Here is a 23,866-nt window from a genome sequence, read left to right as displayed (position 1 = left end):
CCGCCCCCCGCGGACTGCCGATGAGTTCCCCGTGAAGGGGCTGACGAAGGCCGCCGTTCCCATCGGCGTGGTGGCCATCGTCCTCATGCTGGTGGTGCCGCTGCCGGCCGGGTTCCTGGACCTGCTGCTGGGGCTGAACATCACCGCCTCGCTGCTGATCCTGCTGGTCGCGATGCAGATCAGGCGGCCGCTGGACTTCGCCGTCTTCCCGTCGCTGATCCTCATCGCGACACTCTTCCGGCTCGCGCTCAACGTCTCCTCGACCCGCCTGGTGCTCACCGACGGCTACGCCGGCAAGGTCATCGAGGCGTTCGGGCACTTCGTCATCGGCGGATCGCTGGTCGTCGGCCTGGTGATCTTCGTGATCCTCACGATCATCCAGTTCGTCGTCATCACCAACGGTGCCGGCCGGGTCGCCGAGGTCGGCGCCCGGTTCACCCTCGACGCGATGCCCGGCAAGCAGATGGCGATCGACGCCGACCTCAACGCCGGGCTGATCAACGAGGAGCAGGCCCGCAGGCGGCGCCGGGAGGTCACCGCCGAGGCGGACTTCTACGGCTCGATGGACGGCGCCAGCAAGTTCGTCAAGGGCGACGCGATCGCGGCGATCATCATCACGCTGATCAACCTGATCGGCGGGTTCGCGATCGGCATCATGCAGCTGGGCATGGCCCCGGGCGACGCCGTCGCGACGTACTCGCTGCTGACCGTCGGCGACGGCCTGGTCTCCCAGATCCCGGCCCTGCTGCTGTCCACCGCGACCGGCATCATCGTCACCCGCTCGGCGAGCGAGGGCGACATGGGCAGCGACCTGCTGTCCCAGCTCGGCCGGTTCAAGCAGCCGGTCCGCATCGCCGGCGGGGCGGCGCTCGCCCTGTGCCTCATCCCCGGCCTGCCGAAGCTGCCGTTCCTGATCATCGGTGGGCTGTTCCTGCTCATGGCGTCGCGCATGCAGGAGACCCCGACCGACGAGGAGAACGCCGGCGCGCTGGCCGCCGTCGACGACGAGCCCAAGCCCGACTCGCCCGAGGCGATCGCCGAGAAGATGCGGGTCGACCCGCTGGAGCTCGAGGTGGCCTTCGACCTGGTCGACCTGGTCGACACCGCCCGCGGTGGGGACCTGCTCGACCGGGTCAAGGCCCTGCGCCGGAAGGTCGCGATGGAGACCGGGCTGGTCATCCCGCTGGTGCGCACCCGCGACAACCTGGACCTGCCGGCCTCGCAGTACGTCATCTGGCTCAACGGCGTCCCCGCCGCCAAGGGCACCTCCCCCGCCGGCACGGTGCTGGCCATCGGCGACTCGCTGGACGCGCTGCCGGGCAAGGCCACCCGGGAGCCGGTGTTCGGGCTGCCGGCCAAGTGGGTGCCGATCGAGCTGCAGCGGCAGGCGGAGATGGCCGGCGCCACCGTCGTCGACCGCTCCTCGGTGATCACCACCCATCTGGCCGAGGTGGTCCGGCAGAACGCGGCGCACCTGCTCGGCCGGGAGGACGTGCGCCTGCTGGTGGAGATGGTCCGCCGAACCCACCCGGTCGTCGTCGAGGAACTCACCCCCACGCTGCTCACCCTGGGCGAGGTCCAGCGGGTGCTGCACGCGCTGCTCGAGGAGAACGTGTCGATCCGCGACCTGGTGCGCATCTTCGAGGCGCTCTCCGTGCGGGCCAAGGTGTCCACCGACGTCGACGGGCTGGTGGAGGCCGCCCGTGCGGCGCTCGGCGCGGCGATCAGCCACCCCTACGTCACCCCGGACGAGCGGCTGCACGTGCTGACCCTCGACCCCGCGTTCGAGCAGCGGCTGCTGGAGGCGGTCCGGCCCAGCGAGGGCGGGCAGGTCCTCGCGCTGGACGCCGGCACGGTGGACGCCCTGGTCAACGGGTGCACCGGCCTGCTGTCGGACGCCGAGCGGCTCGGCCTCTCACCGGTGCTGGTGTGCTCGCCGCAGGTCCGGGCCGCGCTGTCCCGCCTGATGCGTCAGATCCTTCCCCGCCTGCCGGTCATCTCCTACACGGAGGTCTCCCGGACGGCCCAGATCGAGTCACTGGGAGTGGTGAACGGTGCCGTTGCCATCCGTTGAGGCAGCCACCCGCGAGGGTGCCATCGCCGCCGCGCGGGAGCGCTACGGCTCGTCCGTGCGGGTCGTCGGCGTCCGCAAGATCCGCTCCGGCGGGGTCATGGGCTTCTTCACCACCGAGCGCTTCGTCGCCGAGGTGGAGGAGGCCGCGCCCGGGCCGGCGTCCGTCGCCGAGCGGCGGCCGGCGTCCCGGGCCGAGTCGGCCGCCCGGATCGAGGCGGCGCTGCGGCGCACCCCGGTGCTCCCCGACCCGGTGGACGAGGTCGCCGATCTGTTCGCCGGTGGCACCGCCGAGCCGGTCGGCGTGTACTCGCGGGCCACCGCGCGTCCGGCGGCGCCCCGCGCCGCTGCCCGGCCGCCGTCCGTCGCCCGCCCGGCTGCCGCTCCCGCCCCGGAGCCGGCGCCGGAACCGGCGCAGCCGCCGGCGGACGACGTCGTGCTGGCGCCGTCGCCGTTCACCGCCGCCCTCGCGCAGATGGTCGCCAGCGACATCGACGTCCGGGAGGCGGTCGACGAGGCGATCGCGGCGCACGCCGGGCCCCCGGCCGCTCCCCCGGTCGCCGCCGACCCGGTTCCCCCGGCCGCCCCCGTTCCCCCCGTGGCGGTCCCGGCGCCGCAGGTGTCCGTCCCGGCGCCCCGGCCGGCCGGCGGCCTGCCACCGGTGCCCCCGCCCGCCCCGCGGCCCGCGGCCGAGCCGCTGGTCGCGGTCGCCCCGGCCGCCGCCGAGCCGGTTCGCGTCCCGGAGTGGGCCACCGAGCCGGAGCTCGCCGCCGGGCCGGTCACCTCCCGCGAGGAGGTGATCGCCGAGGTGCTGCGCGCGGCGCTCGCCTACGACACCTCCGACGCCGCCCTGACCGACCTGCTCCGTGGCGTGCTCGCCGGCCCGGCCGCGCCGGAGCCGGCCGGGGCAGGGACGGCGGACGACGCGTGCGCGGACGCCTTCGAGGATGCCGCCACCGCGGAGCTGCCGGTGTGGGTGGACGCGGCCGCGGAGGCCGACGGCTGGGAGGTCGTCGCCGAGGTCCTCGCCCCCACCGCGAGCGACCCGGCGCCGCTATCCGCCGACGCCACCACCGTCCTGCCGCCGCTGTCGCTGCTCCCGCCGCCCGCGCCGGGGACCGCGCTCGCCGTCCCGCCGCTGCTGTCCCGCCCGCCGGTGCCGCCGGCGGTCCGCCGTCCGACCGCCACCCCGGGGTCCCAGGTGGCCCGGCTGTCGGGCACCCGCTCCGGTCCCGGGCTGGCGACGGTCACCCGGCTCCCGGTGGCCAAGCGCGCCGCGACGTGGCGGCCCGGCGCCCCCGTCGTCGTGACCTCGGTGCGCGAGCGCCCGCGGACCGAGTCGGCTGTGCCCGCCGCCGAGGCGGAGGTGGTCACCCGGCTGCGGGCCCTGGGCGTGCCGGAGTCGCTGCTCGGCCCGGACTTCGCGGACGAGGTGGCCCGCCACGGCACCTACGCCGCGCTCACCCGGGCGCTGGCCACGCGCCTGCCCCAGCCGCCGTCGCTGCCCGCGGGCCCCGGTGAGGTGCTCGTCGTCGTCGGCCCGGGCGTGGAGACCCTCGCCACCGCCCGCGCGATGGCCGCCTCCCTGCGGCTGGACGCCGAGCGCCTGCAGTGGGCCACCCGCAGCGACCTGGCCAACCTGGCACCCCGCGGCAACCGGATCACCAGCATCGACGTCGCGCTGGAGCGCAAGCAGGAGGCCGACCGGGCCGGCACGCTGACGATCGTCGCCGTGGACGCGCCGCTGCGCGCCGGCGGCGGCACCTGGCTGGAGCAGATGCTCGCGGTGTTCGCGCCGGCCGGGGTGTGGGCGGTCGTCGAGGCCACCCGCAAGCCGGAGGACGTCGGCCCGTGGCTCGACGGGCTGCCGCGGGTGGACGCGCTGGTCGTGCAGGACACCGACCTCACCGCCGACCCGGCGGCCGTCCTGACCCGCAGCACGCTGCCCGTGGCCCTCCTCGACGGCGCCCGCGCGACCGCGCACCGCTGGGCCTCCCTGCTCTGCGAGCGGCTGGAGACCTCCGGGGCATGAGCCCGCTGCGCTGGGACGTGCTCGCGGCCGGGTTCGTGCTCGCCCTGCCGGTGCTGGCGCTCGGCCTGCGGGGCGACCTCTCGGGCGAGGAGGTCGTGGTCCGGGTGCTCTGGTGCCTGGGCGCGGGCTGGGCGGCGGTGGCGCTGCTGCGGTGGGCCGCCACCCCGCGGCCCCCGGAAGCTGCGGCCGAGAAGAAGCCCGCCCCCACCCCCTGACGGCACCCTTCCGGAGTGTTCCTCGCGCTCCCGGAGTTCTGCGGCGCTCCAGGAGCGCGAGGAACACTCCCAGAGCCGCCGTCCACAACCACGCCGACCGTCCACGGATCGCCGGCTGCATACCCGGTGAGCGCCCCGGCGCCCCACTGTCGTCGGCATGAGCGAACCCGCAGACTCCACCCCCGCGCTCCTGCTGCGCCGCGACGCCGTCGGCACCGGCTGGTCGGACGACGAACTCGCCCGCCTGGTGCGCGCCGGCGACCTGGTCCGGCTGCGCCGCGGGGCGTACGTCGACAGCGTGCTGCCCGCCGGCCCGGCCGCGCAGCACCGGCTGCTGGTCCGGGCGACGATGGCCGGGCTGCGCCGGTCCGCGATCGTCAGCCACCAGTCCGCAGCCGTCCTGCTCGGGCTGCCGCTGTGGGACGTCGCGCTCGACCGCGTCCACGTGACCCGGCAGCCGCGGGCCTGGGACTTCACCTCCGGCGTCGTGCGCTGCCACGTGGCACGGATCCGCGACGACGAGATCGTCGAGGTCGACGGCCTGGCGGTGACCAGCCCGGTACGGACGGCGCTCGACCTCGCGCGGTCGCTACCGCACGAGGCCGCCGTCGTCGCGCTCGACGCCGCCCTGCACGCCGCCCTGCTCTCGCACGACGAGCTGCGGGCGCGCCTCTTCGACGTCGTGGGCACGCCGGGCAGCAGGAGCGCGGCCCGCGCGGTCGCCGATGCGGACGCGCGCAGCGAGAGCGTGGGTGAGTCGCGCAGCCGGGTCATCCTGCACCGCTGGAAGCTCGCGCCGTCCGCGCTGCAGTTCGAGGTTCGCCGGGACGGCCTCCTGATCGCCCGCACCGACTTCGCGTGGGAGGACGAGCGGCTGGTCGGCGAGTTCGACGGACGCATCAAGTACGGGCGCCTGCTCCGCCCCGGACAGGACCCGGGGGACGCCGTCTTCGCGGAGAAACGGCGCGAGGACGGCATCCGCGACGAAGACTGGTCCGTGACCCGCTGGGTGTGGGCGGAGCTGCAGCGGCCCCATCGGCTTGCCGCGAAGGTCCGCCGGGCGCGGGAGCGGGCCCGCTCCCGCCTGCGGTGACCGGCCACCGTCAGAGCGGGAGGTCCTCCAGCATCTCGGTCACCAGGGCGGCGATCGGCGAGCGCTCCGAGCGGGTCAGGGTCACGTGGGCGAACAGCGGGTGGCCCTTCAGCTGCTCGACCACCGCGGCGATCCCGTCGTGCCGGCCCACCCGCAGGTTGTCCCGCTGGGCGACGTCATGGGTGAGCACCACGCGCGACCCGGAGCCCAGCCGCGACAGCACGGTGAGCAGCACGCCGCGCTCGAGGGACTGCGCCTCGTCGACGATCACGAACGAGTCGTGCAGCGAGCGGCCGCGGATGTGGGTCAGCGGCAGCACCTCGATGAGCTCCCGCGAGGCGATCTCCTCGAGCACCTCGGAGGAGACCAGCGCACCGAGGGTGTCGTAGACCGCCTGCGCCCAGGGCGACATCTTCTCGCCCTCGCTGCCCGGCAGATAGCCGAGCTCCTGACCGCCGACGGCGTACAGCGGGCGGAAGATGACCACCTTCCGGTGCGCCCGCCGCTCCAGCACCGACTCCAGCCCGGCGCACAGCGCCAGCGCCGACTTGCCGGTGCCGGCCCGCCCACCCAGCGACACGATGCCGATCTCCGGGTCCAGCAGCAGCTCCAGCGCCACCCGCTGCTCCGCCGAGCGCCCGTGCAGCCCGAACGCCTCCCGGTCGCCGCGCACCAGCCGCACCTGCTTGTCCGGCGTGACCCGCCCCAGCGCCGACCCGCGGGAGGACAGCAGCACCAGCCCGGTGTGCGGGGGCAGCTCGGCGGCCGCCGGCACGAACACCTCGCCGCTGTCGTACAGCGCGTTCAGCTCGGCGTCCGCCAGGGGCAGCTCGGCCATGCCCGACCAGCCGGCGTCGACGGCGTCCAGCGTCCGGTAGTCGTCGGTGTCCAGGCCGACCGCGGCCGCCTTGACCCGCAGCGGCACGTCCTTGGTCAGCAGGCAGACGTCGCGCCCCTCGGCCCGCAGGTTGAGCGCGACCACCATGATCCGGCTGTCGTTGCTGTCGTTGCGGAACCCGGCCGGCAGCGTGGCCGGATCGCTGTGGTTGAGCTCCACGTGCAGGGTGCCGCCGTCCTCACCCACCGGCACGGGCGCGTCGAGCCGTCCGTGCACCACCCGCAGGTCGTCGAGCAGCCGCAGGGTCTGGCGGGCGAACCAGCCGAGCTCCGGGTGGTTGCGCTTGTCCTCCAGCTCCCCGATCACGACGAGCGGGAGCACCACGTCGTGGTCACCGAGGCGCACCAGCGCGGCCGGGTCGGAGAGCAGGACGGAGGTGTCGAGGACGTACGTGCGGCGGCGTGTGGTCACGGTCGACTCCCGTGGGGCGCGGGACGCGCCCCGGCTCGAAGGTGGCCGGGCCCCGGCGCGGCGGCCGGGCACCGGCCCCCTGGTCGACGAACGCAGTCGTACCCACCGGGCCTCCCGTGGACGGCGAGGAGAGCTCGTCGTCCACCGCGGACGGTAGGCCCGTCCGGTGACAGGTAGGTGACCGACCGACGGCGTGTCCCCCTATCGGGGCACCATCCGCACCAGCCACCTCAGAGGCGCCGCCGCGGGCGCAGGGCGACCAGCGTCCAGATCAGCGGTACGAGCAGCACCGGCCACTGCAGCGCGAGGTCGCCCACCCACCACAGCCCGCCGACCAGGAGCACGGCCAGCCAGCCCGCGGTCCACAGACCGAGGTCGCGGGCCTCCTCCGGATCGCGCCGTGCCATCCGGTCAGGCGGCCCGCAGCTCGGTGGCCACGGCGGCCGGCGTGAGCGGCTCGTCGAGCAGCCGCACGAACCGGTCGGCGACCGGCTGCGTCGCCGGCCGCGCGTCGAGCCACCGGGAGAGCAGGTCGAAGCCCTCCACGTAGGTGGTGATGTAGGCCCGCCACAGCGGGTGGGTGAGGAACCGCAGCTGCTGCCGCGCTCGATCGGCGCGGACCAGCGACCACCGCTGCAGGTAGGCGACCACCTCATCGGCGTCGGCCCGGCGGTCGTGCAGCAGGACCGCGGCATCCTGCCGGACCCGGTTGAGCGGGGCGGTCGCCACCGCGATCCGCTCGGCCAGGTGGCCGTCGAGGCGAAGGCCGAGGTCGCCCAGCACCTCGGCGGCCCACGGACCCCAGCCCGCGCCGACCGAGGCCGGGATGCCCAGGTCGGCCAGCCCCTCGGCCATCAGGCACTCGGGGGTGTTCACCAGGAACACGGTGTGCTCCAGGCGGGAGGCGCGCTCGACCAGCCCCTGCTCCTTGCGGCAGTGCTCGGTGTGGTGCCCGGGATAGGCCTCGTGCGCGACCAGGTGCGGCAGCTGGCCCAGCCGGTGCGGCAGGTCGGCGTTGATGGCGACCCGCGAGCGGTAATCGCCCTCGTAGTAGTTGAAGCCCGACCACGGCTGGTCGGTGACCACCTCGTAGTGGACGGTCTCCGCCTCGGGCAGCCCGTACTCGGCGCGCACCCGGTCGCGCAGCGCGCTGGAGAGGGCGTGCACCGCCTCGGCCAGCCGCTGCGGCGGGCACTCCTCGCGACGCCGGTATGCGGCGTACCGCTCGGCCAGCGGACCGCCACCGGGCAGCAGCGCGTCCAGCTCGGCGTGGGCGGCGGCGTAGTCGGCCGGGTCCCCCAGCGTGAGCTCGACCTGGAAGTAGCTGGACACCTCGTCGAGGAACCCCACCGGCTCGCCGCTCATCTTCCGCCCGCTGCACTCCAGCGCGGTGAGCTGGCCGCGGAGGAAGGCGGCGCGGTCGGCGGGCAGGTCGGCTGCATCCAGCTCGCGCAGCAGCGCCCGGGCCTGGTCGCGCAGGGTCTGCGGAGCCGGCACCGGCTCGTTCTCCACCTCGGCCCGGATCCGCTTGTCCCCGGTGTAGGCGTCGACGATGCCGGACTCCAGCCGGTCGAACCGCAGCCCCAGGCGCACGTACTCCAGGGGGACGTCGACCGCGCCGGCTGCCATGGCGGCGAGTCTCTCAGCTGCCGAAGCGCCGCTGCCGGGCGGCGTAGTTGCGCAGCGCCCGCAGGAAGTCGACCCGGCGGAAGTCGGGCCAGTACACGTCGGTGAAGTAGAACTCCGAGTGGGCGGTCTGCCAGGTGAGGAAGCCCGAGAGCCGCTGCTCGCCGCTGGTGCGGATGACCAGGTCGGGATCGGGCTGGCCGCGGGTGTAGAGGTGCTCGGCGATGAGCTCGACGTCGAGCACATCGACCAGCTCGTCCATCGTCGTCCCACGCTCGGCGTGCTCGGCCAGCAGCGACCGGACGGCGTCGGCGATCTCCCGCCGCCCGCCGTAGCCGACGGCGAGGTTGACGGTGGCGCCGGGCCGGTCGCGGGTGGCCTCCTCGGCCTGTTTGAGGACGGCGGCGGTCTCGGCGGGCAGCAGCTCGAGCGCGCCCACGGGACGCAGCTGCCAGCGGCGGTCGGGCGCGGCGAGGTCCTGGGCCACGCCCTCGATGATCCGCAGCAGCGGGGTCAGCTCGGGCTCGGGCCGCGACAGGTTGTCGGTGGACAGCAGGAAGAGCGTGACCACCTCCACCCCGGCCTCGTCGCACCAGCCGAGGAAGGTGGCGATCTTGTCCGCGCCGCGGCGGTGGCCGGCGTTCGGGTCCTCCAGCCCGGTGGCGCGGGCCCACCGGCGGTTGCCGTCGACGATCACCCCGACGTGGCAGGGGGTCTCGGCACCCACCAGGGCCCGGGCCAGCCGCCGTTCGTAGACGACGGTGAGGGCGTCACGGACCCACTGGCGTACCCCCACGAGGGCCACCCTAGGCCCCACTGCCACGGCGCCGCGCACCCCGCGGCGAGCTGCGCGAAGACGCCGGCCGCTGCCGGCGACCTCAGTGCGGGACCGCGCTGCACCGCAACCTACGGCTGCGTAACCTCTGCCCATGAGCGCCCTCCCCGATGGCCGTGAACCCGTGCGGATCGAGGCGGACAGCGCCGAGATCGAGGCCGGCCGGGCAGAGGCGATGTCCGCCGTCGTCGAGGAGGGCGAGCGGGTCGAGCAGACCTGGACCGCCGCGGACTTCGCCGATTCCGACTGGGAACACCCCGACACCCGGCCGCGGCTGCGCGGCTGGCTGCACCTGTTCTCCTTCTTCGGCGCGATCGTCGCCGGGGCCGTGCTCATCCCGCTCGGCTCGGCGCTCGGTGCCCGGGCCGGCTACTCCGTCACCGTGTACTGCCTGACCATCTGCGGGCTCTTCGGCATCAGCGCGCTCTACCACCGGCGCCGCTGGTCACCCCGCGGTTGGAAGATCATGAAGCGGCTCGACCACTCGATGATCTTCCTGTTCATCGCCGGGACCTACACGCCGTTCGCGCTGCTGGCCGTCGACCAGCCGACCGGCTACGTCGTCCTCGCCGCCGTGTGGGCCGGCGCCCTGGCCGGGGTCTCACTCAAGCTCACCTGGCCGACCGCGCCACGCTGGGTAGGGGTGCCGCTCTACATCGGGCTGGGCTGGGTCGCAGTCTTCGTCCTCACCGACATCCTGCACATCGCCGGCGTGGCCTCGCTGGTCCTGCTCGCCGTCGGCGGCGTGCTCTACACGGCCGGCGGGGTGGCGTACGGGCTCAAGCGGCCCAACCCCTGGCCGGGCACGTTCGGGTACCACGAGGTCTTCCACGGGATGACGGTCGTGGCCGCGATCTGCCACTACATCGCCGTCTACTTCGCGATGTACAACTCGCCCTTCGTGTGACCGGTCGGCCTACCGGCCGACACCGCGGCTCCTCAGGGCCAGGGGTCACGCCGTGCGCAGGTCGGCCGCCGGGAAGGGCGGGCGGTCGTCGAGCCGCATCGAGAGCCGACCGGCCGCCCGCCAGGCGCGCGCGACGACGTCCCGGTCCTCCTCGGTGACCAGGTTGCCCATCACCCGAAGCGCCACGGTCATGAGCGCCCGCGACCGCATGCCGACCGGCCCGGCGGCGGGGAGGAAGCGGGGCACGGTGAGCAGCCCGGCCAGCCGGCGGGCGATGGAGAACGCCGTCCCGTGGTGCCGGCGCAGGGTCGCGGGCCACGCCGTCGACCAGTCGTCCTCCCCCAGCAGGTCGACGACGGAGCGCCCGGTCTGCAGGCCGTAGTCGATGCCCTCCCCGTTGAGCGGGTTCACGCAGCCCGCGGCGTCCCCGATCAGCGCCCAGTTGCGCCCGGCGACGTTGGACACCGCACCGCCCATCGGCAGCAGCGCCGACGACGGCGCCTCCACCGGGCCGTCCAGCTGCCCCTCGGCCCGGCGGGCGTCGGCATAGAACTCCAGGAGCGCCTTGAGCTGCACCCCGGCCGGACGGCGCGCGGTCGCCAGGGTTCCGACGCCGATGTTCACCCGCCCGGCCGCCGCGCCGAGCGGGAAGACCCAGCCGTAGCCGGAGAGCAGCCGCCCCTCCGTGCCGCGCAGCTCCAGGTGCGAGGAGATCCACTCGTCGTCGGCCCGGCCCGAGCGCACGTAGCCGCGGACGGCCACTCCGTAGACGGTGTCCCGGTGCCACTCGCGGCCGAGCACCCGGCCCAGCGGGGAGCGCACCCCGTCGGCGACGATCAGCCGGCGGCAGCCGACGGTGAGCGTCCGGTCGCCGACCTCGAACACCACGCCGGTCACCCGGTCGCCGTCCCGCTCGACGTCGACCGCGCGGGCGCCCTCGAGCGGGGTCGCGCCGTCGGCGAGCGCCAGCTCGCGGATCCGGGCGTCCAGCTCGGTGCGGGCCACCGCGCTGCCGTGGTCGGGGAACTGCCCGCCGGGCCAGGGCAGCTCCCAGACCTGACCGAACCCGGCGGCGCGCAGCCCGCGGTTACGGGCGTGGCCGCGCACCCAGTCGCCGAGGCCGAGCAGGTCGAGCTCGGCGACGGCGCGCGGGGTCAGCCCGTCACCGCAGGCCTTGTCGCGGGGGAACACCGCGGCGTCGGCGAGCACCACGTCGTGCCCGCTCCGGGCCGCCCAGGCGGCTGCGGCCGCCCCGGCCGGCCCGGAGCCGATGACGAGGACGTCGGTCGCGGTCGGGAGGGCGGCACCGGCAGTCACGCCCTCAGTCTGTCCTGTCGTGCCGAGTGGGACCCGGAGGGTTCCGCGCAGGAGCGACGAGGCGGCTCCCCGCGACCCGGGGACGGCTCCTGACCGGGGTGCGATCCGGAGGACGCGACGTGCTCAGCTCACCTGGGGCCCCCGCCCGCGCACCTCCTCGACCGCGGCCATGGCCTCGCGCAGCTCACCGAGCCAGCCCTCGGCGTGCTCCCCCACCAGCCGGACGGCCCAGACCAGCGCCTCGGAGCGGGAGCGGGCCACCCCGGCGTCGACCAAGGTGTCCAGGACCAGCCGCTCGGGCTGGCGCAGCCGGGTCATCACCGGCACCGAGAGGTTGGTGAACACCTCCCGCTGGCCACCGCAGGCCGCACCCCAGGCGACCGAGCGGCCGTAGCGGGCCTGCGCGGCATCGGCGATCGCCATGCGCTGCTCGCGGGTCTCCTCGCGGAAGCGGGCGATCCGCCCGGCGCAGGCGGCGGCCGGGTCGCCCTCCCCGGCCGCGGGCTCGGGCAGCGTGCCGACGACGGTGATCTCGTCGCGGTCGATGAGCAGCTCCGGGGGGCCGGTGAACCAGTCGTCGGGCAGCCGGCCGGCGAACCAGCCGGCGACCTCGGCCCGCTCGACCGGTGGCGGCGCCTCGGGGCCCCGCCCGCGGCCACCGCGACCGCGGAACCCGCGCATGCCGGGGAAGGGTGAGTCGGAGAAACGATGGTGGTGTCCGTGCACGACGGCCTCCTCGCGCGTGTGATTACACGCTTACACGGTAAGCCTGCGCGGCGCGGTCAGGAAGGGCCGAGGGCCGCCCGGAGCGCGGTTTCCTCGGTGACCGGGGCCGAGCAGACGAACCCCCGGCAGACGTAGGCCGCCGGCCGGCCGTCGACCAGCGGCCGGCCGGCCAGCAGCGGCAAACCCGGCGCGTCCGGCTCGCCGGCCACGACCACCGCGCCCGGGCTGGTCGCGGCGCGGGCGGTGGTGGCGAGCGCGTCGCGCTCCGGGCCGGCCGGTCCGCTGACGGCGATCTCCAGCGGGCCGGCCAGCAGCGCCTCACCGACGGCCGCTGCCCAGCCAGCCGCGCGCGGCGCCTGCGCGACCAGCTTCGCCAGCGAGCCGACCGCCGCCGCTGCCTGCTCGCGGTGCCGCGGGGAACCGGCCAGGGCGGCGTAGGTGACGGCGGCCCCGGCGGCGGCCGCGATACCCGCCGGCGTCGGCCCGTCGGTGGGGTCGAAGGGCCGGTGCACGAGCGCCTCGGCGTCCGCAGCGGTGTCGTGCCAGGTGGGCGGGTCATCGGCGGAGTCGACGAACTGTTCGGCGACGACGTCCAGCAGCGCCCCGGAGAGCTGCAGCCACCGCCCCTCGCCGGTCGCCTGGTGCAGGGCCAGCAGCCCCTCGGCCAGGTCGCCGTAGTCCTCCAGCACCCCGGCCGGGGCACCGGCGACGCCGTCCCGCGACGCCCGGCGCAGCCGGCCGTCCACCCAGTGCACCGAGGCGATCAGCTCCGCGGCCCGGCGGGCGGCGGCCACCGACGCCTCGGTGCCGGTCAGGACCCCGTGCTCGGCGAGCGCGGCGATCGCCAGCCCGTTCCAGGCGGTCACCACCTTGTCGTCACGGGCCGGCTGCGGGCGGCGGGCGCGCGCGGCGGCCAGCCGCTCCCGCACCGATGCGAACCGCTCGGCGTCGTCCGGGTCGCGCAGCAGCTGCAGCGTGGAGGTCCCGTGCTCGAACGTGCCGTGCTCGGTCACGGCGAACACCGCGGCGGCCCAGGCGCCGTCGTCCTCCCCCAGCACCTCGACCAGCTGGGCCGGCGTCCACACGTAGGTGAGTCCCTCGACGCCCTCGGTGTCGGCGTCGAGCGCAGAGGCAAAGCCGCCCTCAGGCGTGCCCAGGTCGCGGACCAGGAATTCCGCCGTCTCGTCGGCGATCCGGCCGGCCCACTCCTCGCCGGTGGTCCGCCACAGGTGCAGGACGACACGCAGCAGCAGGGCGTTGTCGTAGAGCATCTTCTCGAAGTGCGGCACCACCCAGTGCGCGTCGACGGCGTAGCGGGCGAAGCCGCCGGCGAGCTGGTCGTAGATGCCGCCCCGCGCCATCGCCTCGAGCGTGCCGCGGGCCATCCGCAGCGCCTCGGCGTCGCCGTTGCGGGCGTGCGCGCGGAGGAGGAACTCCAGCAGCATCGACGGCGGGAACTTGGGCGCCCCGCCGAACCCGCCGGACCGCTCGTCGTAGCTGCCGGCCAGCGCCGCGACCGCGGCGTCGAGCACCTCGGCCGAGAGCGGCGTGGGAGCACCGAGGTCCAGCCGCGCGGAGATGCCCTCGACGATGCGGCTGCTCGCCGACTCCAGCTCCTCCCGCCGCGTGCGCCAGGCGTCGGTGACGGCGGCGAGCACCTGGCGGAAGGCGGGCAGGCCCTGCGCGGGGCGCGGCGGGAAGTACGTGCCGCAGTAGAACGGCTTCCCGTCGGGCGTGGTGAACACCGTCATCGGCCAGCCGCCCTGGCCGGTGAGTGCCTGGGTGGCGGTCATGTAGACGCTGTCGACGTCCGGCCGCTCCTCGCGGTCGACCTTCACGCAGACGAAGTTCTCGTTCATCTGGGCCGCCGTCGCCGCGTCCTCGAAGGACTCGTGGGCCATCACGTGGCACCAGTGGCAGGCGGCGTAGCCGACGGAGACCAGCACCGGGAGATCGCGCTCGCGTGCCTCGGCGAAGGCCTCCTCCCCCCACTCCCGCCAATCGACCGGGTTGTCCGCGTGCTGCAGCAGATAGGGGCTGGTTGCGCTCGTCAGGCGGTTGGCCACCACGTCCTCCTCACAGGCTTCGGCCGGCCATGGGCGCCGGGCCCAGAACAGGTCCAGCGTCCGACGAGGCGCCCGCTCTACCCATGAGTTCGACCCACGAGTTGGCGGGCGGGCCGGTCCGTGCCGCTCCGTGCCACCCCTTCCGGGGAAAGTCGGTTGCCGTGCCGGTTCGGCTCCCCACCGTCCGCGCCATGACGCACAGCCGCTACCCCACGGATCCTGCGTACACCTTCCTGCCGGCGACGGAGGTCATCGCCCGCTCCGGGGCGGGCCGCACGAAGGGCTACCGGGTCCCGGCCGGCCCGGCTGCGCCCCGGCGGCCAGCGACCGTGGCGGATCACCCGCCTCCGTGCCCGACGCCCGCTACCGCGGCCACGGCGGCGGGGCCATCCGGCCGTTCCTCGCCGTCCGGAGCAGTGCGGGCCTCCATCTCCGAGAGACGGCGGCTCCAGGGATCGCGCAGCCAGTCGGGCCAGTCCTCCAGCACCGGGTCGACGCGCAGTTCGAGGACCTCGTCGACGGAGGCCAGGTCGGCGATGACGGGGACCAGCTGCTCTCCCGCCTCCGGAGGAGCACCCGGCTCAGGCAGTGGGCCGAGTCCGACCGCGGCGCGCGTGGCGTCGATCGCCCCGACGAGCAGCGCGCGCAGGCGTGCATCCCGGTCCGGGCCGTCGAGGGTGGCGGTGACGGCGCGCAGCTGGGCGCGGACGAGACGGCGGGCAGCGCGTCGCCAGCCCGCACGATCCAGGACGTGCCGTGGCCGGGGCCGGCGGTCCAGCCGCCTCAGCAGCGGCTCCGGGACAGGAGCCCGGAGCACCTCAGCGGGGATCTGGCCCGTCAACAGCGAGATCACCGCAGCATCGGCGGTCAGGTCGGTCGTCGGCCGCGGCCCGTTGATCGCCCACGGGATCAGCGGCGCAAGGGCGGTGCGGGCTTCGGCGCTGGTGCGGTCGTTGACGCCGCGAGCCAGCTGGGCCAGCACCGGCGGGATGCACGCCGGGTGGTCGGTCCAGCAGTGGGTGGTCAGGGCGGCGGCGACCTCGGCGAAGCAGCCCCCGTCGCGGGGATGCACGTGAGCGCCACGCGCCAGGATCGGCATGAGGACCACACGTTCAGCGCGGCGCATGACCGCCTCCAGTGCAGCGTCCGTCCACGCAGGACTGCACGATCCAGTGTGCGCTCCTCGTGGCCGCGGGGAGCGTCGATCGGCGGCCGTGGTGGCGCCCGGCGGTAGGCTGGGCGCTGAGGCGACGGGCCGTCGTCCTCCGTGACGCGGTCGCCGCCGTCCTCTACCTCGTGCCCGGAGAGGTAGCCGATGACCGCCCAGCACCGGGCCCCCGCCGACCCGGTCAGCCCCGACGCCGCGGCGCCCGCCCCCGCGCGGCGCCGCCCACCTGGCTGGGATCCGGCGGTGCTGACCGCGATCGCCGCCGGCGGGGTGGTCGGCGCCGAGGCCCGCTACGGGCTGGGCGTGCTGCTGCCCCACGAGCCGGGACAGTGGCCGTGGGCGACGTGGCTGATCAACGTCAGCGGCTGCTTCCTCATCGGCATCCTCATGGTGGTCATCACCGAGCTGACCAGCCCGCACCGCCTCGTCCGCCCCTTCCTCGGGGTCGGAGTGCTGGGCGGCTACACCACCTTCTCCACGGCGATGGTCGACGTGCAGCAGCTGGCGGTGACCGGGCATCCGGGGGCGGCGCTGGGCTACCTGGCCGGAACCGTGACCGCCGCCGTCGCCGCCACCTTCGTCGGGATGGCGCTGACCAGGGCCGCCGCGGTGGTGTGGCCACGCCGGCGAGCCCGCCGGAGCGAGCGCGCATGACCACGCTGCAGGGGCCGGCGCAGCGGCTGACGGTCATCGTCGGCGAGTCCGACACCGTCGGCCACCGGCCGCTCTACACGGAGATCGTGCACCGCGCACACACCGCCGGACTGATCGGCGCCAGCGTCTTCCGCGGCATCGAGGGCTTCGGCGCCAGCGGCCAGGTGCACACGACCCGGCTGCTGGACCTGGCCGAGGACCTCCCGGTGACCGTCGTCATCGTCGACACCGCCCAGCGCATCGGCGCGTTCCTGCCGCAACTGGAGGAGCTGGTCGGCGAGGGGCTGGTGCTGCTCGAGGACGTGCAGGTCGTGCACCACGCCGGGCAGGAAAAACGGGCATGACGGTGCTGTGGGTGGCGCTCGGCGCGGCGATCGGCGCCCCGGCCCGCTACCTCACCGACCGGGCGGTGCAGGGCTGGCACGACAGCGTCTTCCCGTGGGGCACCCTGACGGTCAACCTGGTCGGCTCGTTCGTGCTCGGCCTGTTCACCGCGCTCGGTGCCCACCTGGTGCCGGCGGTCGCCGCGGCGGTCGACATCGGCTTCTGCGGGGCGCTCACGACCTACTCGACGTTCAGCTACGAGATCCTGCGGCTGCTGGAGGACCGGGCCTGGTTCTACGCGGCCGCCTACGTGATCGCGAGCCTGCTCGGTGGGTTCGGCGCCGTCGGCCTGGGCTGGACCCTGGGCACCGGGCTCACCTGAGCACCGCCGGTGAGCCGCCGGCCTACGGGGCATGGTCCGCCGGCCCACCGGCGTGGGTCAGAGCGCCCAGGTGGGTCAGCCGGTGCAGCACCCCGCGGTGCCGTTCGGCGTCGGGCTCCTCCTCCGGCGAGGACGCCCCCCGCGGATGGGCACGGTGGATGGCCCGCAGGTCGTCGATGGTGACCAGCCCGTCGGTGACCAGGCTCTTCACCACTGGGAGGAAGCCGTCGATCTTCTCGGGGACGTCGACGATCACGATCGCCACCGGCAGGTCCGCTGACCAGGACAGGACCCTGTTCAGGTGGACGTGTCTCGACGCGCCGTAGCCCTCGATCCCGTGGAAGACGCTCGCGCCGGCCAGCCCGGCCTCGTGGGCTCGGTGCACGACCTCGGTGTAGAGCGGCTTCATCGAGTGCGGGGCCTTGCCGCCCTCGTCGACGAAGATGGTCAGCCGTCGCGCGGCTCCGTCCAGCCACATGCCGATCACGGCCCTTCCCACTGGAGCCGGTCCCCCGGCCCGCTACCGGCGCAGGCGAGTCCGCCCGCCGGAGAACCACGGCTGGCGCGGCGCCACATGCCGACAGCAGCGCGCTCCGAGCCCGATCGGAAGAAGTCGGGTGCAGCTGCCCGCGCGGCGGGCGACGCCGCCGACCCTCTGCTTCGGGGAGTCTCATCGCCACCTCCCGGACGCCGGGGACCCAGTCGGTAGGGTCCATCAGCCCGGTGGGGCGGTTCGGATCCCCGCGCCACGGTAGGCCGCGAAGATCCCGGCGAGATCCATCACCGTGTCCTCATTGGACGCCTCTCGGCGAGCGCGGTCAAGGCGGTTGACGTCGACGGATCGCGTCCCCGGCGGCCGTGACGGCTTCCCAGGCACAGGACGGAGCATCAGCGGCGCGACGCCTGCTGCACCCCTCGGCTCGCGTCACCCGGGTCCGGCGAGGAGGTCGCGGCAGGCCTGCTCGCAGCGGCGGCAGGCCTCGGCGCACACCCGGCAGTGCTCGTGCATCGACGCGTGGCGCTCGCACTCGTCGGCGCAGGCCCTGCAGGCGGTGGCGCAGGCCGCGAGCACCGCGCGGGTGAGGTTGGCGTCGTAGCCGGTGTGCCGGGACACCACCCGCCCGGTGGCGTCGCAGACGTCGGCGCAGTCCGCGCAGGTGCGGATGCACGTCCGCAGGTCGGCGACGGCGTCCTCGCCCAGGCAGGCGTCGGCGCACGCGGTGCAGGCCTGGGCACAGGCGACGCACGCCTCGATGCAGGTGCGCAGCCGCTCCCGGTCCACCCCGCCGAGGTCCTTCGGGTACGTGTCGAGCATCCGGTCGACGAGGGTCATGTCCTCCTCGTACCCAGGACTCCCTGCGCGATCACTCCCGTCCCCGGGGCGTCACGGCGCGGGCGTCCGGGCGGGGGCGCCCTCCCCCTCGTCGGGCTCCCGCTCCTTGCGTCGCAGCAGCCAGGAGGTCAGCCCCAGCAGGAGGACCAGACCCCCGAGGACGGCGATCTCCACGATGCGGTCGGTGAACTCCGCCCCGCCGCCGACCACGCCGGCGGCCTCGACCGAGAGGACGACGATCTCCTTGATCGACGCGATGATCCCGATGATCAGGAACGGCTCGGCGACCAGCTCCCGCTTCTCCACCGTCGTCCGGACCGCGAAGAGCAGTTCGACGACGATGAAGACGAGCAGCAGGACGTCGAGCAGCTCGAGCATCGGCGCCTGGGAGAGGTCGCCGAGGGCCGACCACAGCGTCCGCCCGGCGACGACCAGCAGGACGACCGCCGCGACGACCAGCAGCAGCGCGATGCCGGCGTAGATGACGTTCTCGGCGACCTCCAGCACTCGCGTGCCGACCCGCCCGAATCCGGGCGGCGGCACGCGCGCCTCGGGGTCCCCGGGTCGCTGAGTACTGACTCGTTGCTGCGAGCTCACGCAGCGATCCTGCACCGTCACGGGCCGACTCCGGCGGAGCATCCCCCGAAGGGGTCACGCATAGCACGGCCTGCCGTTGAATTCATGGAGACGCGCCGAGGGCGTCGTCAGCTCTTGCCGCCGGGGGGTGGATCTTTCGTCGGTTCCGTATGTCGACGCCCCTGGTTCCGGCCCAGCGTGTCGGCGGATCCTGCCGGACACCGCTCACCAAGGAGGTCCGCCATGAACCGGATCCTGTCCCGACTCCTCGTCCTCATGACCGCAGCCGTCCTGGGGGTGGCCGCCCTGGGGGTGGGCGCCCCCGCATGGGCGGCTCCGAGCTCCTCGTGCAGCACCCCCTGGGGATCGGTCGCCCGGTCCGGCGGCGGGGAGCCGCTCACCCCGGCCACGCTGACCGGCGTGCGGGCCGGGCGGCACGCCTGCTTCGACCGCCTGGTGCTCGACCTCGGGAACGTCTCGGCCTTCGACTCCTGGTCGGTGCGCTACGCCTCGTCGGTCCGGGACGTCTCCGGCGAGCGGGCGATCCCGCTGCGCGGCGGCGCGTACCTCGCCGTCGACGTCTGGGCGCACGGGCAGACGTTCCCCCGGCCGTCCCGCGAGATCGTCACCGTGTCCGGGTTCCCGACCCTGCGCCAGGTGGCCTGGGGTGGCTCCTTCGAGGGCGAGACCGTTCTCGGAGTGGGCGTCCGGGCGCGGCTGCCGTTCCGGGCGTTCGTCCTCGGCGAGGGCCCGGGCGCGCGACTCGTGCTCGACGTCGCGCACCGCTGGTAGGCACAGCCGGCGACGGCCGGCCGGTCAGCTCCCGGAAGCGGGGGCGTCCGGCCTGCCGTCACCGTCGCGGTTCCGTGGGGGCTCGATCGCCCGCGGGGCCCGGCGGAGCGTGTCGAGCAGCTCCTGGCCCGGTTCCGGCCGCCGCTCGACCAGGTCCGCGGGGGAATCGGGGACGACGACCCGGGGGTCGTCGTCCTCCGGGTCGAAGCTGCGCGGCAGCCGCTTGAGGTGCCGCGACATGGACTTCACCAGCAGGGCCGTGGCGATCAGCAGCAGCACGATGAGCAGCAGACCGAGCGGTCCGGCCTTGCCCACGTCCTCGGGGAGCTGCTCGTTGGTGGCTGCCAGCACGCCGGCGACAGCGGTGGTCATCGGACGGTCACCTCACTGCGCACGCCGGCGAACAGGTCGTCCTCCGGCACCGGGGAGTCGACGACCGACCGGGCCAGTTCGTAGTCCTCGGTCGGCCACACCTGCTGCTGCACCTCCAGCGGGCAGGCGAACCAGCGCCCGTCGGGGTCGATCTGCGTCGCGTGGGCGATGAGCGCGGCATCGCGGACGGCGAAGTACTCGGCGCAGTGCACTCTCGTGGTGACCCGGTGGGACATGTCCCGGTCCGGGTCCCAGTTCTCCAGCCACTCGGTGTACGGGGACTCCGCGCCGGAGGCCAGGATCGCCTCGTGCAGCGCCCGCGTCCGGGGCAGCGTGAAGCTCATGTGGTAGTAGAGCTTGCTCGGCTGCCAGGGCTCGCCCAGCTCCGGGTAGCGGTCGGGATCACCGGCGGCCTCGAACGCGTGCACCGAGATCTCGTGGGTCTTGATGTGGTCGGGGTGCGGATAGCCCCCGCGCTCGTCGTAGGTCGTGATGACGTGCGGCTTGAACCGGCGGATGAGCTCCACCAGCGGGGCCGCGGCCTCCTCGGTCGGCACGAGCGCGAAGCAGCCCTCGGGCAGCGGCGGCAGCGGGTCGCCCTCGGGCAGGCCGGAGTCGACGAAGCCGAGGAACTCCTGCTCGACCCCGAGGATCTCGCGCGCCCGGGCCATCTCCTCGACCCGGATCTGCGGGAGGCGTTCCCAGACGTCGGGTCGGTCCAGCGCCGGGTTGAGCACCGAGCCCCGCTCACCTCCCGTGCAGGTCGCCACCATCACGCGGACGCCTTCCGCGACGTACCTGGCCATCGTCGCGGCGCCCTTGCTCGACTCGTCGTCGGGATGGGCGTGCACGGCGAGCAGGCGCAACGGGTCTGCTTCGGTCACCCGGCCATTGTCCCTCGGCGGAGCCCCGGCTCGCCGCGCCGCGGGAACCCGGAGGGGTGAAGGTGGCGCGCGTCACGCTCCGATCCGCTAGCGTTCCGCATCCCGCGCCCGGAAACGTGCGGGCACGACGGCCTCCGGCGGTGTTAACTTGACCGGATAGACAGCGGCCGTTCCCCAGGACGGGGGGCGGCCACCTACTTTTTCAGGAGCAATGCCGTGTCCACCCCCACTGACGAGCAGGAACAGGGCGTCTGGCTGACCCAGGAGGCCCACGACCGGCTGAAGGCCGAGCTCGACCAGCTGGTGGCGGGCCGCCCAGCCATGGCCGCCGAGATCAACGCCCGCCGCGAGGAGGGCGACCTCCGCGAGAACGGCGGCTACCACGCGGCCAAGGACGAGCAGGGCAAGCAGGAGGCCCGCATCCGGCAGCTGGAGGACCTGCTGCGCAAGGCGCGGGTCGGCGACGCCCCGACGACGGCGACGCACGCGGCCACCGGCACCGTGATCACGATCCGGTTCCAGGGGGACGAGGAGACCGAGAAGTTCCTCCTCGGCTCCCGGGAGATCGCCGGCACCACCGGCCTGCAGGTCTACTCCCCCGAGTCGGCCCTCGGGTCGGCGATCATGGGCGCCGCGCCGGGCACGACGGTCACCTACCAGGCGCCCAACGGCCGCGACATGACCGTCGAGGTCGTCGCGGTCGAGCCCTTCGTCCCCTGACGGCGGACGTGCGCGGCGGCGGCGTCCGCTCGCGGCGGGCGGAGAACACCGGTTTCGAGTGCGTGCACTGCCGGGTGGCGGTGCCGGCCAACACCGACGGGCACTACCGCAACCACTGCCCCGTCTGCCTGTGGTCGCTGCACGTCGACGAGCTGCCCGGCGACCGCGCCAGCGAGTGCCGGGCGCCGATGGAGCCGATCGGCCTCGTGGAGAAGTCCGGCAAGGGCTGGCAGGTGGTCCACCGCTGCACGGCGTGCGGCCACCGCCAGCCCAACCGGCTGGTCCGCGAGGGCGACGCCCCCGACGACCTGGACGTCGTCCTCGGCCTGCCCTGGCTCTGACAGCGGGGCCGGCTCAGCTCGGGTCCTTGCCCTCGCCGCGGTCCATGCCGGCGGGGTGCGGAGCGAGGAGCCCGCGGCGGCGCAGCAGCGGGGTCGGGTCGGCATCGCGGCCGCGGACGGCGCGGAACGCCTCCAGCGGGTCGACCGAACCGCCCACCGCCAGCAGCCGCGACCGGAAGACCTCCCCGTTCTCGCGGCGCAGGCCGCCGTTCTCCCGGAACCACTCCACGGTGTCGGCGTCGAGCACCTCCGACCAGATGTAGGAGTAGTACCCGGCCGCGTAGCCGCCCGCGAAGACGTGCTGGAAGTACGTCGTCCGGTAGCGCGGCGGGACGAGGTCGTCGGCGACCCCGGCGGCCACGAGCGCGGCCCGCTCGAACTCGACCGGGTCACCGATCTCGGTCTCCGGCGTGATCCGGTGCCAGGCCTGGTCGAGCAGCGTGGCCGCCAGGTACTCCAGGGTCGAGAAGCCCTCCCCCCAGAGCCGGGCCGCGTCGATCGCCTCGACGACGGACGCCGGCAGCGGCTCGTCGGTGTCGACGTGCCGGGCGTAGTGGGCGAGCACCTCGGGCCACAGCGCCCACATCTCGTTGACCTGGCTGGGGAACTCCACGAAGTCCCGCGGCACGCTGGTGCCGGCGAACCGCGGGTAGGTGACGGCGGAGCTGAGCCCGTGCAGCGTGTGGCCGAACTCGTGGAAGAGGGTGTTCACCTCGTCGAGGGTCAGCAGCGTCGGCTGCCCGTCGGCGGCGCGCGTGATGTTGAGGTTGTTGACGACCACCGGCCGGGTGCCCAGCAGCCTCGACTGCGTCACGAACGAGCTCATCCACGCCCCGCCGCGCTTGCCCTCACGGGCGAAGTAGTCGCCGAGGTACAGGCCGACGGCGTGCCCGTCGGCGTCGGTGACCTCCCAGACCCGGACGTCGGGGTGGTAGCCGGCCAGCTCCGGCCGCGGGGTGAACCGGTAGCCGTAGAGCAGCTCGGCGGCGCGGAAGACGCCGTCGACCAGCACCCGGTCGAGTTCGAACCAGGGGCGCAGCGCGGCGGTGTCGATGGCGTAGCGCTCGGCGCGCACCCGCTCGCTGTAGAAGGCCCAGTCCCAGGCGGCGAGCTCGGCGACGCCGTCGCGGGCCGCGGCCTCGCTCAGCGCGGCGGCCTCGGCCCGTGCGTTGTCCCGCGACGGCCCGACCATCGAGGCGAGCATCGCGTCGACCGCCTCGGTGCTGCCCGCCGTCTGATCGGCCAGCACGAGGTCGGCGTGGGTGGCGAAGCCGAGCAACCGCGCCCGCTCGGCCCGCAGCCGGGCGATCCGCAGCGCCACCGGCCGGTTGTCGTACGCGCCGTCGGACGCGCGGGCCACCGAGGCCTCGAACACCCGGCGGCGCAGGTCGCGGTTGCGCAGCTTGGCCAGCGCCGGCTGCCCGGTCGGCAGCGACAGGGGGAGCAGGTAGCCCTCCACCCCCCGGTCGGCGGCGGCGCGGGCCGCGGCGGCGACCTCCTCGTCGCTGAGCCCGTCGAGCTCGGCGGCGTCGGTCACCTGCACCGCTGCGGCCTCGGTCGCCACCTGCAGGTTCTGCCCGAAGGTGGTCGAGAGCTCGGAGAGCTCCTGGTTGAGCTCGGACAGGCGGGCCCGGCCGGCGTCGTCGAGCCCGGCGCCGGAGAGGACGAAGTCGAGGTGGTAGCGCTCCACCAGCCGCAGCGCCTCGGCGTCCAGCCCGGCCTCGTGCCGGGTGGCGTGGACGGCCTGGATGCGGGCGAACAGCGCCGGGTCCAGCCGCAGCGCATCCGAGTGCGCCGCCTCCAGGGGCGCCAGCTCCCGCTCGATCTCCCGCAACCGGGCCGACGACGTCGACGAGGCCAGGTTGTGGAAGACCGCTCCGGCCCGCCGCAGCAGCCGCCCCGACCGTTCCAGGGCGACCACGGTGTTCTCGAACGTCGGCGGCTCCGCCGAGCCCACGACGGCGGCGACCTCGGCCCGCTGCTCGGCCATGCCGGCCAGCATCGCCTCGCGGCAGTGCTCCAGGGTGATGGCCGCGAACGGGGGCAGGCCGTACGGCAGGGCCGACGGCTCCAGCAGCGGGTTGTCCGGGGACACGGGGGTGGTCTCGACGGCGCTCACCAGC

At 74.6% G+C, this 23,866-nt stretch carries 25 protein-coding genes and 1 riboswitch; of the genes, 11 read left to right on the top strand and 14 right to left on the bottom strand.

All coding sequences use genetic code 11. The annotated features are described in order from the left end of the window. Positions 1–31: 31 nt before the first annotated feature. The 4 genes from flhA to BMZ50_RS24210 all read left to right on the top strand — a co-directional run bounded on the left by flhA (position 32) and on the right by BMZ50_RS24210 (position 5,411). Positions 32–2,074, top strand: a complete 2,043-nt coding sequence (flhA, locus tag BMZ50_RS13825) for a flagellar biosynthesis protein FlhA (protein WP_091325551.1) — start codon at positions 32–34, stop codon at positions 2,072–2,074. Further along, on the top strand, positions 2,055–4,103 hold the full coding sequence (locus BMZ50_RS13820) for a hypothetical protein (RefSeq protein ID WP_091325550.1): 2,049 nt from the start codon (positions 2,055–2,057) through the stop codon (positions 4,101–4,103). Before flhA ends, BMZ50_RS13820 begins: the two co-directional genes overlap by 20 nt. Then, positions 4,100–4,318 (top strand): hypothetical protein, encoded by a 219-nt coding sequence (locus BMZ50_RS13815; RefSeq protein ID WP_091325549.1) that lies wholly within the window; start codon positions 4,100–4,102, stop codon positions 4,316–4,318. The genes BMZ50_RS13820 and BMZ50_RS13815 overlap by 4 nt, the downstream gene beginning before the upstream one ends. 157 nt (positions 4,319–4,475) lie before the next feature. Then, positions 4,476–5,411 (top strand): type IV toxin-antitoxin system AbiEi family antitoxin domain-containing protein, encoded by a 936-nt coding sequence (locus BMZ50_RS24210; RefSeq protein ID WP_177212780.1) that lies wholly within the window; start codon positions 4,476–4,478, stop codon positions 5,409–5,411. A 10-nt stretch (positions 5,412–5,421) separates the two neighbouring features. Here the strand turns inward: BMZ50_RS24210 and phoH2 are convergent, their stop codons facing one another. The 4 genes from phoH2 to BMZ50_RS13795 all read right to left on the bottom strand — a co-directional run bounded on the left by phoH2 (position 5,422) and on the right by BMZ50_RS13795 (position 9,142). After that, positions 5,422–6,720 (bottom strand): RNA 5'-3' helicase PhoH2, encoded by a 1,299-nt coding sequence (gene phoH2 / locus BMZ50_RS13805; RefSeq protein WP_091325546.1) that lies wholly within the window; start codon positions 6,718–6,720, stop codon positions 5,422–5,424. A gap of 230 nt (positions 6,721–6,950) precedes the next feature. Continuing rightward, positions 6,951–7,127 carry a hypothetical protein gene (locus tag BMZ50_RS24205; RefSeq protein ID WP_177212779.1) on the bottom strand — a complete coding sequence of 59 codons (177 nt, stop codon included), beginning with the start codon at positions 7,125–7,127 and terminating at the stop codon, positions 6,951–6,953. A 4-nt stretch (positions 7,128–7,131) separates the two neighbouring features. After that, complete coding sequence (locus tag BMZ50_RS13800) at positions 7,132–8,349, bottom strand: DUF885 domain-containing protein (protein WP_091325544.1); 1,218 nt, start codon at positions 8,347–8,349, stop codon at positions 7,132–7,134. Between the two features lie 13 nt (positions 8,350–8,362). After that, positions 8,363–9,142 (bottom strand): isoprenyl transferase, encoded by a 780-nt coding sequence (locus BMZ50_RS13795; RefSeq protein ID WP_091325543.1) that lies wholly within the window; start codon positions 9,140–9,142, stop codon positions 8,363–8,365. Positions 9,143–9,275: 133 nt separating this feature from the next. On the opposite strand from BMZ50_RS13795, the gene trhA reads away from it, so the two are divergent. Then, positions 9,276–10,088: a PAQR family membrane homeostasis protein TrhA gene (trhA, locus tag BMZ50_RS13790; RefSeq protein ID WP_177212778.1), complete on the top strand. Its 813-nt coding sequence runs from the start codon at positions 9,276–9,278 to the stop codon at positions 10,086–10,088. Positions 10,089–10,133: 45 nt separating this feature from the next. Here trhA and BMZ50_RS13785 read toward each other — a convergent pair whose 3' ends face one another. The 4 genes from BMZ50_RS13785 to BMZ50_RS13770 all read right to left on the bottom strand — a co-directional run bounded on the left by BMZ50_RS13785 (position 10,134) and on the right by BMZ50_RS13770 (position 15,323). Further along, positions 10,134–11,405 carry a geranylgeranyl reductase family protein gene (locus BMZ50_RS13785; protein WP_091325542.1) on the bottom strand — a complete coding sequence of 424 codons (1,272 nt, stop codon included), beginning with the start codon at positions 11,403–11,405 and terminating at the stop codon, positions 10,134–10,136. 123 nt (positions 11,406–11,528) lie between these two features. Next, positions 11,529–12,086, bottom strand: coding sequence for a hypothetical protein (locus tag BMZ50_RS13780; protein ID WP_091325537.1), 558 nt, complete (start codon positions 12,084–12,086; stop codon positions 11,529–11,531). A gap of 101 nt (positions 12,087–12,187) precedes the next feature. Then, entirely contained in the window at positions 12,188–14,197 is a 2,010-nt protein-coding gene (locus BMZ50_RS13775) for a thioredoxin domain-containing protein (protein WP_091325534.1), read from the bottom strand. A gap of 337 nt (positions 14,198–14,534) precedes the next feature. Beyond that, positions 14,535–15,323, bottom strand: a complete 789-nt coding sequence (locus tag BMZ50_RS13770; RefSeq protein WP_143087176.1) for a hypothetical protein — start codon at positions 15,321–15,323, stop codon at positions 14,535–14,537. A 189-nt stretch (positions 15,324–15,512) separates the two neighbouring features. Between BMZ50_RS13770 and BMZ50_RS13765 the strand changes: the two genes are divergently transcribed. Genes BMZ50_RS13765 through crcB form a run of 3 tightly spaced genes read left to right on the top strand, consistent with a single transcriptional unit; the run spans position 15,513 to position 16,725 of the window. Then, positions 15,513–16,019, top strand: a complete 507-nt coding sequence (locus tag BMZ50_RS13765) for a fluoride efflux transporter FluC (RefSeq protein WP_091325530.1) — start codon at positions 15,513–15,515, stop codon at positions 16,017–16,019. Beyond that, on the top strand, positions 16,016–16,363 hold the full coding sequence (locus BMZ50_RS13760) for a DUF190 domain-containing protein (RefSeq protein ID WP_091325528.1): 348 nt from the start codon (positions 16,016–16,018) through the stop codon (positions 16,361–16,363). The genes BMZ50_RS13765 and BMZ50_RS13760 overlap by 4 nt, the downstream gene beginning before the upstream one ends. Further along, positions 16,360–16,725 carry a fluoride efflux transporter CrcB gene (crcB, locus tag BMZ50_RS13755; RefSeq protein WP_091325527.1) on the top strand — a complete coding sequence of 122 codons (366 nt, stop codon included), beginning with the start codon at positions 16,360–16,362 and terminating at the stop codon, positions 16,723–16,725. The genes BMZ50_RS13760 and crcB overlap by 4 nt, the downstream gene beginning before the upstream one ends. A 22-nt stretch (positions 16,726–16,747) precedes the next feature. On the opposite strand, the gene BMZ50_RS13750 is transcribed toward crcB, so the two are convergent. The 3 genes from BMZ50_RS13750 to BMZ50_RS13740 all read right to left on the bottom strand — a co-directional run bounded on the left by BMZ50_RS13750 (position 16,748) and on the right by BMZ50_RS13740 (position 18,601). Beyond that, positions 16,748–17,203 carry a DUF190 domain-containing protein gene (locus BMZ50_RS13750; RefSeq protein ID WP_091325932.1) on the bottom strand — a complete coding sequence of 152 codons (456 nt, stop codon included), beginning with the start codon at positions 17,201–17,203 and terminating at the stop codon, positions 16,748–16,750. Between the two features lie 221 nt (positions 17,204–17,424). Next, positions 17,425–17,519: riboswitch (Fluoride riboswitch) on the bottom strand. Positions 17,520–17,650: 131 nt separating this feature from the next. Then, a complete protein-coding gene (locus tag BMZ50_RS13745) occupies positions 17,651–18,058 on the bottom strand; it encodes a four-helix bundle copper-binding protein (protein WP_091325526.1) in 408 nt (135 codons plus the stop codon). 51 nt (positions 18,059–18,109) lie between these two features. Continuing rightward, positions 18,110–18,601 (bottom strand): phosphate-starvation-inducible PsiE family protein, encoded by a 492-nt coding sequence (locus BMZ50_RS13740; protein ID WP_091325525.1) that lies wholly within the window; start codon positions 18,599–18,601, stop codon positions 18,110–18,112. Positions 18,602–18,877: 276 nt separating this feature from the next. On the opposite strand from BMZ50_RS13740, the gene BMZ50_RS13735 reads away from it, so the two are divergent. After that, the gene (locus BMZ50_RS13735) at positions 18,878–19,426 is read left to right on the top strand and encodes an AMIN-like domain-containing (lipo)protein (protein ID WP_091325523.1); all 549 of its coding nucleotides are present in this window, start codon (positions 18,878–18,880) and stop codon (positions 19,424–19,426) included. A 24-nt stretch (positions 19,427–19,450) separates the two neighbouring features. Here the strand turns inward: BMZ50_RS13735 and BMZ50_RS13730 are convergent, their stop codons facing one another. Both BMZ50_RS13730 and mca read right to left on the bottom strand, forming a co-directional pair. After that, complete coding sequence (locus tag BMZ50_RS13730) at positions 19,451–19,798, bottom strand: hypothetical protein (protein ID WP_091325521.1); 348 nt, start codon at positions 19,796–19,798, stop codon at positions 19,451–19,453. Further along, entirely contained in the window at positions 19,795–20,682 is an 888-nt protein-coding gene (mca, locus tag BMZ50_RS13725; RefSeq protein ID WP_091325520.1) for a mycothiol conjugate amidase Mca, read from the bottom strand. The genes BMZ50_RS13730 and mca overlap by 4 nt, the downstream gene beginning before the upstream one ends. A 216-nt stretch (positions 20,683–20,898) precedes the next feature. Here mca and greA point away from each other — a divergent pair, with 216 nt between their 5' ends. Next, positions 20,899–21,402: a transcription elongation factor GreA gene (greA, locus tag BMZ50_RS13720; protein WP_091325519.1), complete on the top strand. Its 504-nt coding sequence runs from the start codon at positions 20,899–20,901 to the stop codon at positions 21,400–21,402. 8 nt (positions 21,403–21,410) lie between these two features. Continuing rightward, positions 21,411–21,743: an RNHCP domain-containing protein gene (locus BMZ50_RS13715; protein ID WP_245753647.1), complete on the top strand. Its 333-nt coding sequence runs from the start codon at positions 21,411–21,413 to the stop codon at positions 21,741–21,743. Between the two features lie 13 nt (positions 21,744–21,756). Here the strand turns inward: BMZ50_RS13715 and BMZ50_RS13710 are convergent, their stop codons facing one another. Continuing rightward, positions 21,757–23,862: a M3 family metallopeptidase gene (locus BMZ50_RS13710; RefSeq protein ID WP_091325516.1), complete on the bottom strand. Its 2,106-nt coding sequence runs from the start codon at positions 23,860–23,862 to the stop codon at positions 21,757–21,759. Positions 23,863–23,866 lie beyond the last annotated feature (4 nt).

It is taken from the genome of Geodermatophilus ruber (assembly GCF_900114385.1).
In the GTDB taxonomy this organism is placed as follows: domain Bacteria; phylum Actinomycetota; class Actinomycetes; order Mycobacteriales; family Geodermatophilaceae; genus Geodermatophilus; species Geodermatophilus ruber.
The sequence above is the reverse complement of the archived record's forward strand: the minus strand, read 5'-3'. Positions and strand labels throughout refer to the sequence as shown.

What these genes read in the sequence shown, in the direction of transcription:
- BMZ50_RS13750 (WP_091325932.1), bottom strand. Translation starts at nt 17,203, where the DNA reads ATGTGGCTGGACGGAGCCGCGCGACGGCTGACCATCTTCGTCGACGAG.
- BMZ50_RS13745 (WP_091325526.1), bottom strand. Translation starts at nt 18,058, where the DNA reads ATGACCCTCGTCGACCGGATGCTCGACACGTACCCGAAGGACCTCGGC.
- trhA (WP_177212778.1), top strand. Translation starts at nt 9,276, where the DNA reads ATGAGCGCCCTCCCCGATGGCCGTGAACCCGTGCGGATCGAGGCGGAC.
- BMZ50_RS13800 (WP_091325544.1), bottom strand. Translation starts at nt 8,349, where the DNA reads ATGGCAGCCGGCGCGGTCGACGTCCCCCTGGAGTACGTGCGCCTGGGG.
- BMZ50_RS24210 (WP_177212780.1), top strand. Translation starts at nt 4,476, where the DNA reads ATGAGCGAACCCGCAGACTCCACCCCCGCGCTCCTGCTGCGCCGCGAC.
- BMZ50_RS13765 (WP_091325530.1), top strand. Translation starts at nt 15,513, where the DNA reads ATGACCGCCCAGCACCGGGCCCCCGCCGACCCGGTCAGCCCCGACGCC.
- BMZ50_RS13730 (WP_091325521.1), bottom strand. Translation starts at nt 19,798, where the DNA reads ATGACCACCGCTGTCGCCGGCGTGCTGGCAGCCACCAACGAGCAGCTC.
- BMZ50_RS13735 (WP_091325523.1), top strand. Translation starts at nt 18,878, where the DNA reads ATGAACCGGATCCTGTCCCGACTCCTCGTCCTCATGACCGCAGCCGTC.
- BMZ50_RS13770 (WP_143087176.1), bottom strand. Translation starts at nt 15,323, where the DNA reads ATGCGCCGCGCTGAACGTGTGGTCCTCATGCCGATCCTGGCGCGTGGC.
- BMZ50_RS13780 (WP_091325537.1), bottom strand. Translation starts at nt 12,086, where the DNA reads ATGCGCGGGTTCCGCGGTCGCGGTGGCCGCGGGCGGGGCCCCGAGGCG.
- crcB (WP_091325527.1), top strand. Translation starts at nt 16,360, where the DNA reads ATGACGGTGCTGTGGGTGGCGCTCGGCGCGGCGATCGGCGCCCCGGCC.
- BMZ50_RS24205 (WP_177212779.1), bottom strand. Translation starts at nt 7,127, where the DNA reads ATGGCACGGCGCGATCCGGAGGAGGCCCGCGACCTCGGTCTGTGGACC.
- BMZ50_RS13760 (WP_091325528.1), top strand. Translation starts at nt 16,016, where the DNA reads ATGACCACGCTGCAGGGGCCGGCGCAGCGGCTGACGGTCATCGTCGGC.
- BMZ50_RS13815 (WP_091325549.1), top strand. Translation starts at nt 4,100, where the DNA reads ATGAGCCCGCTGCGCTGGGACGTGCTCGCGGCCGGGTTCGTGCTCGCC.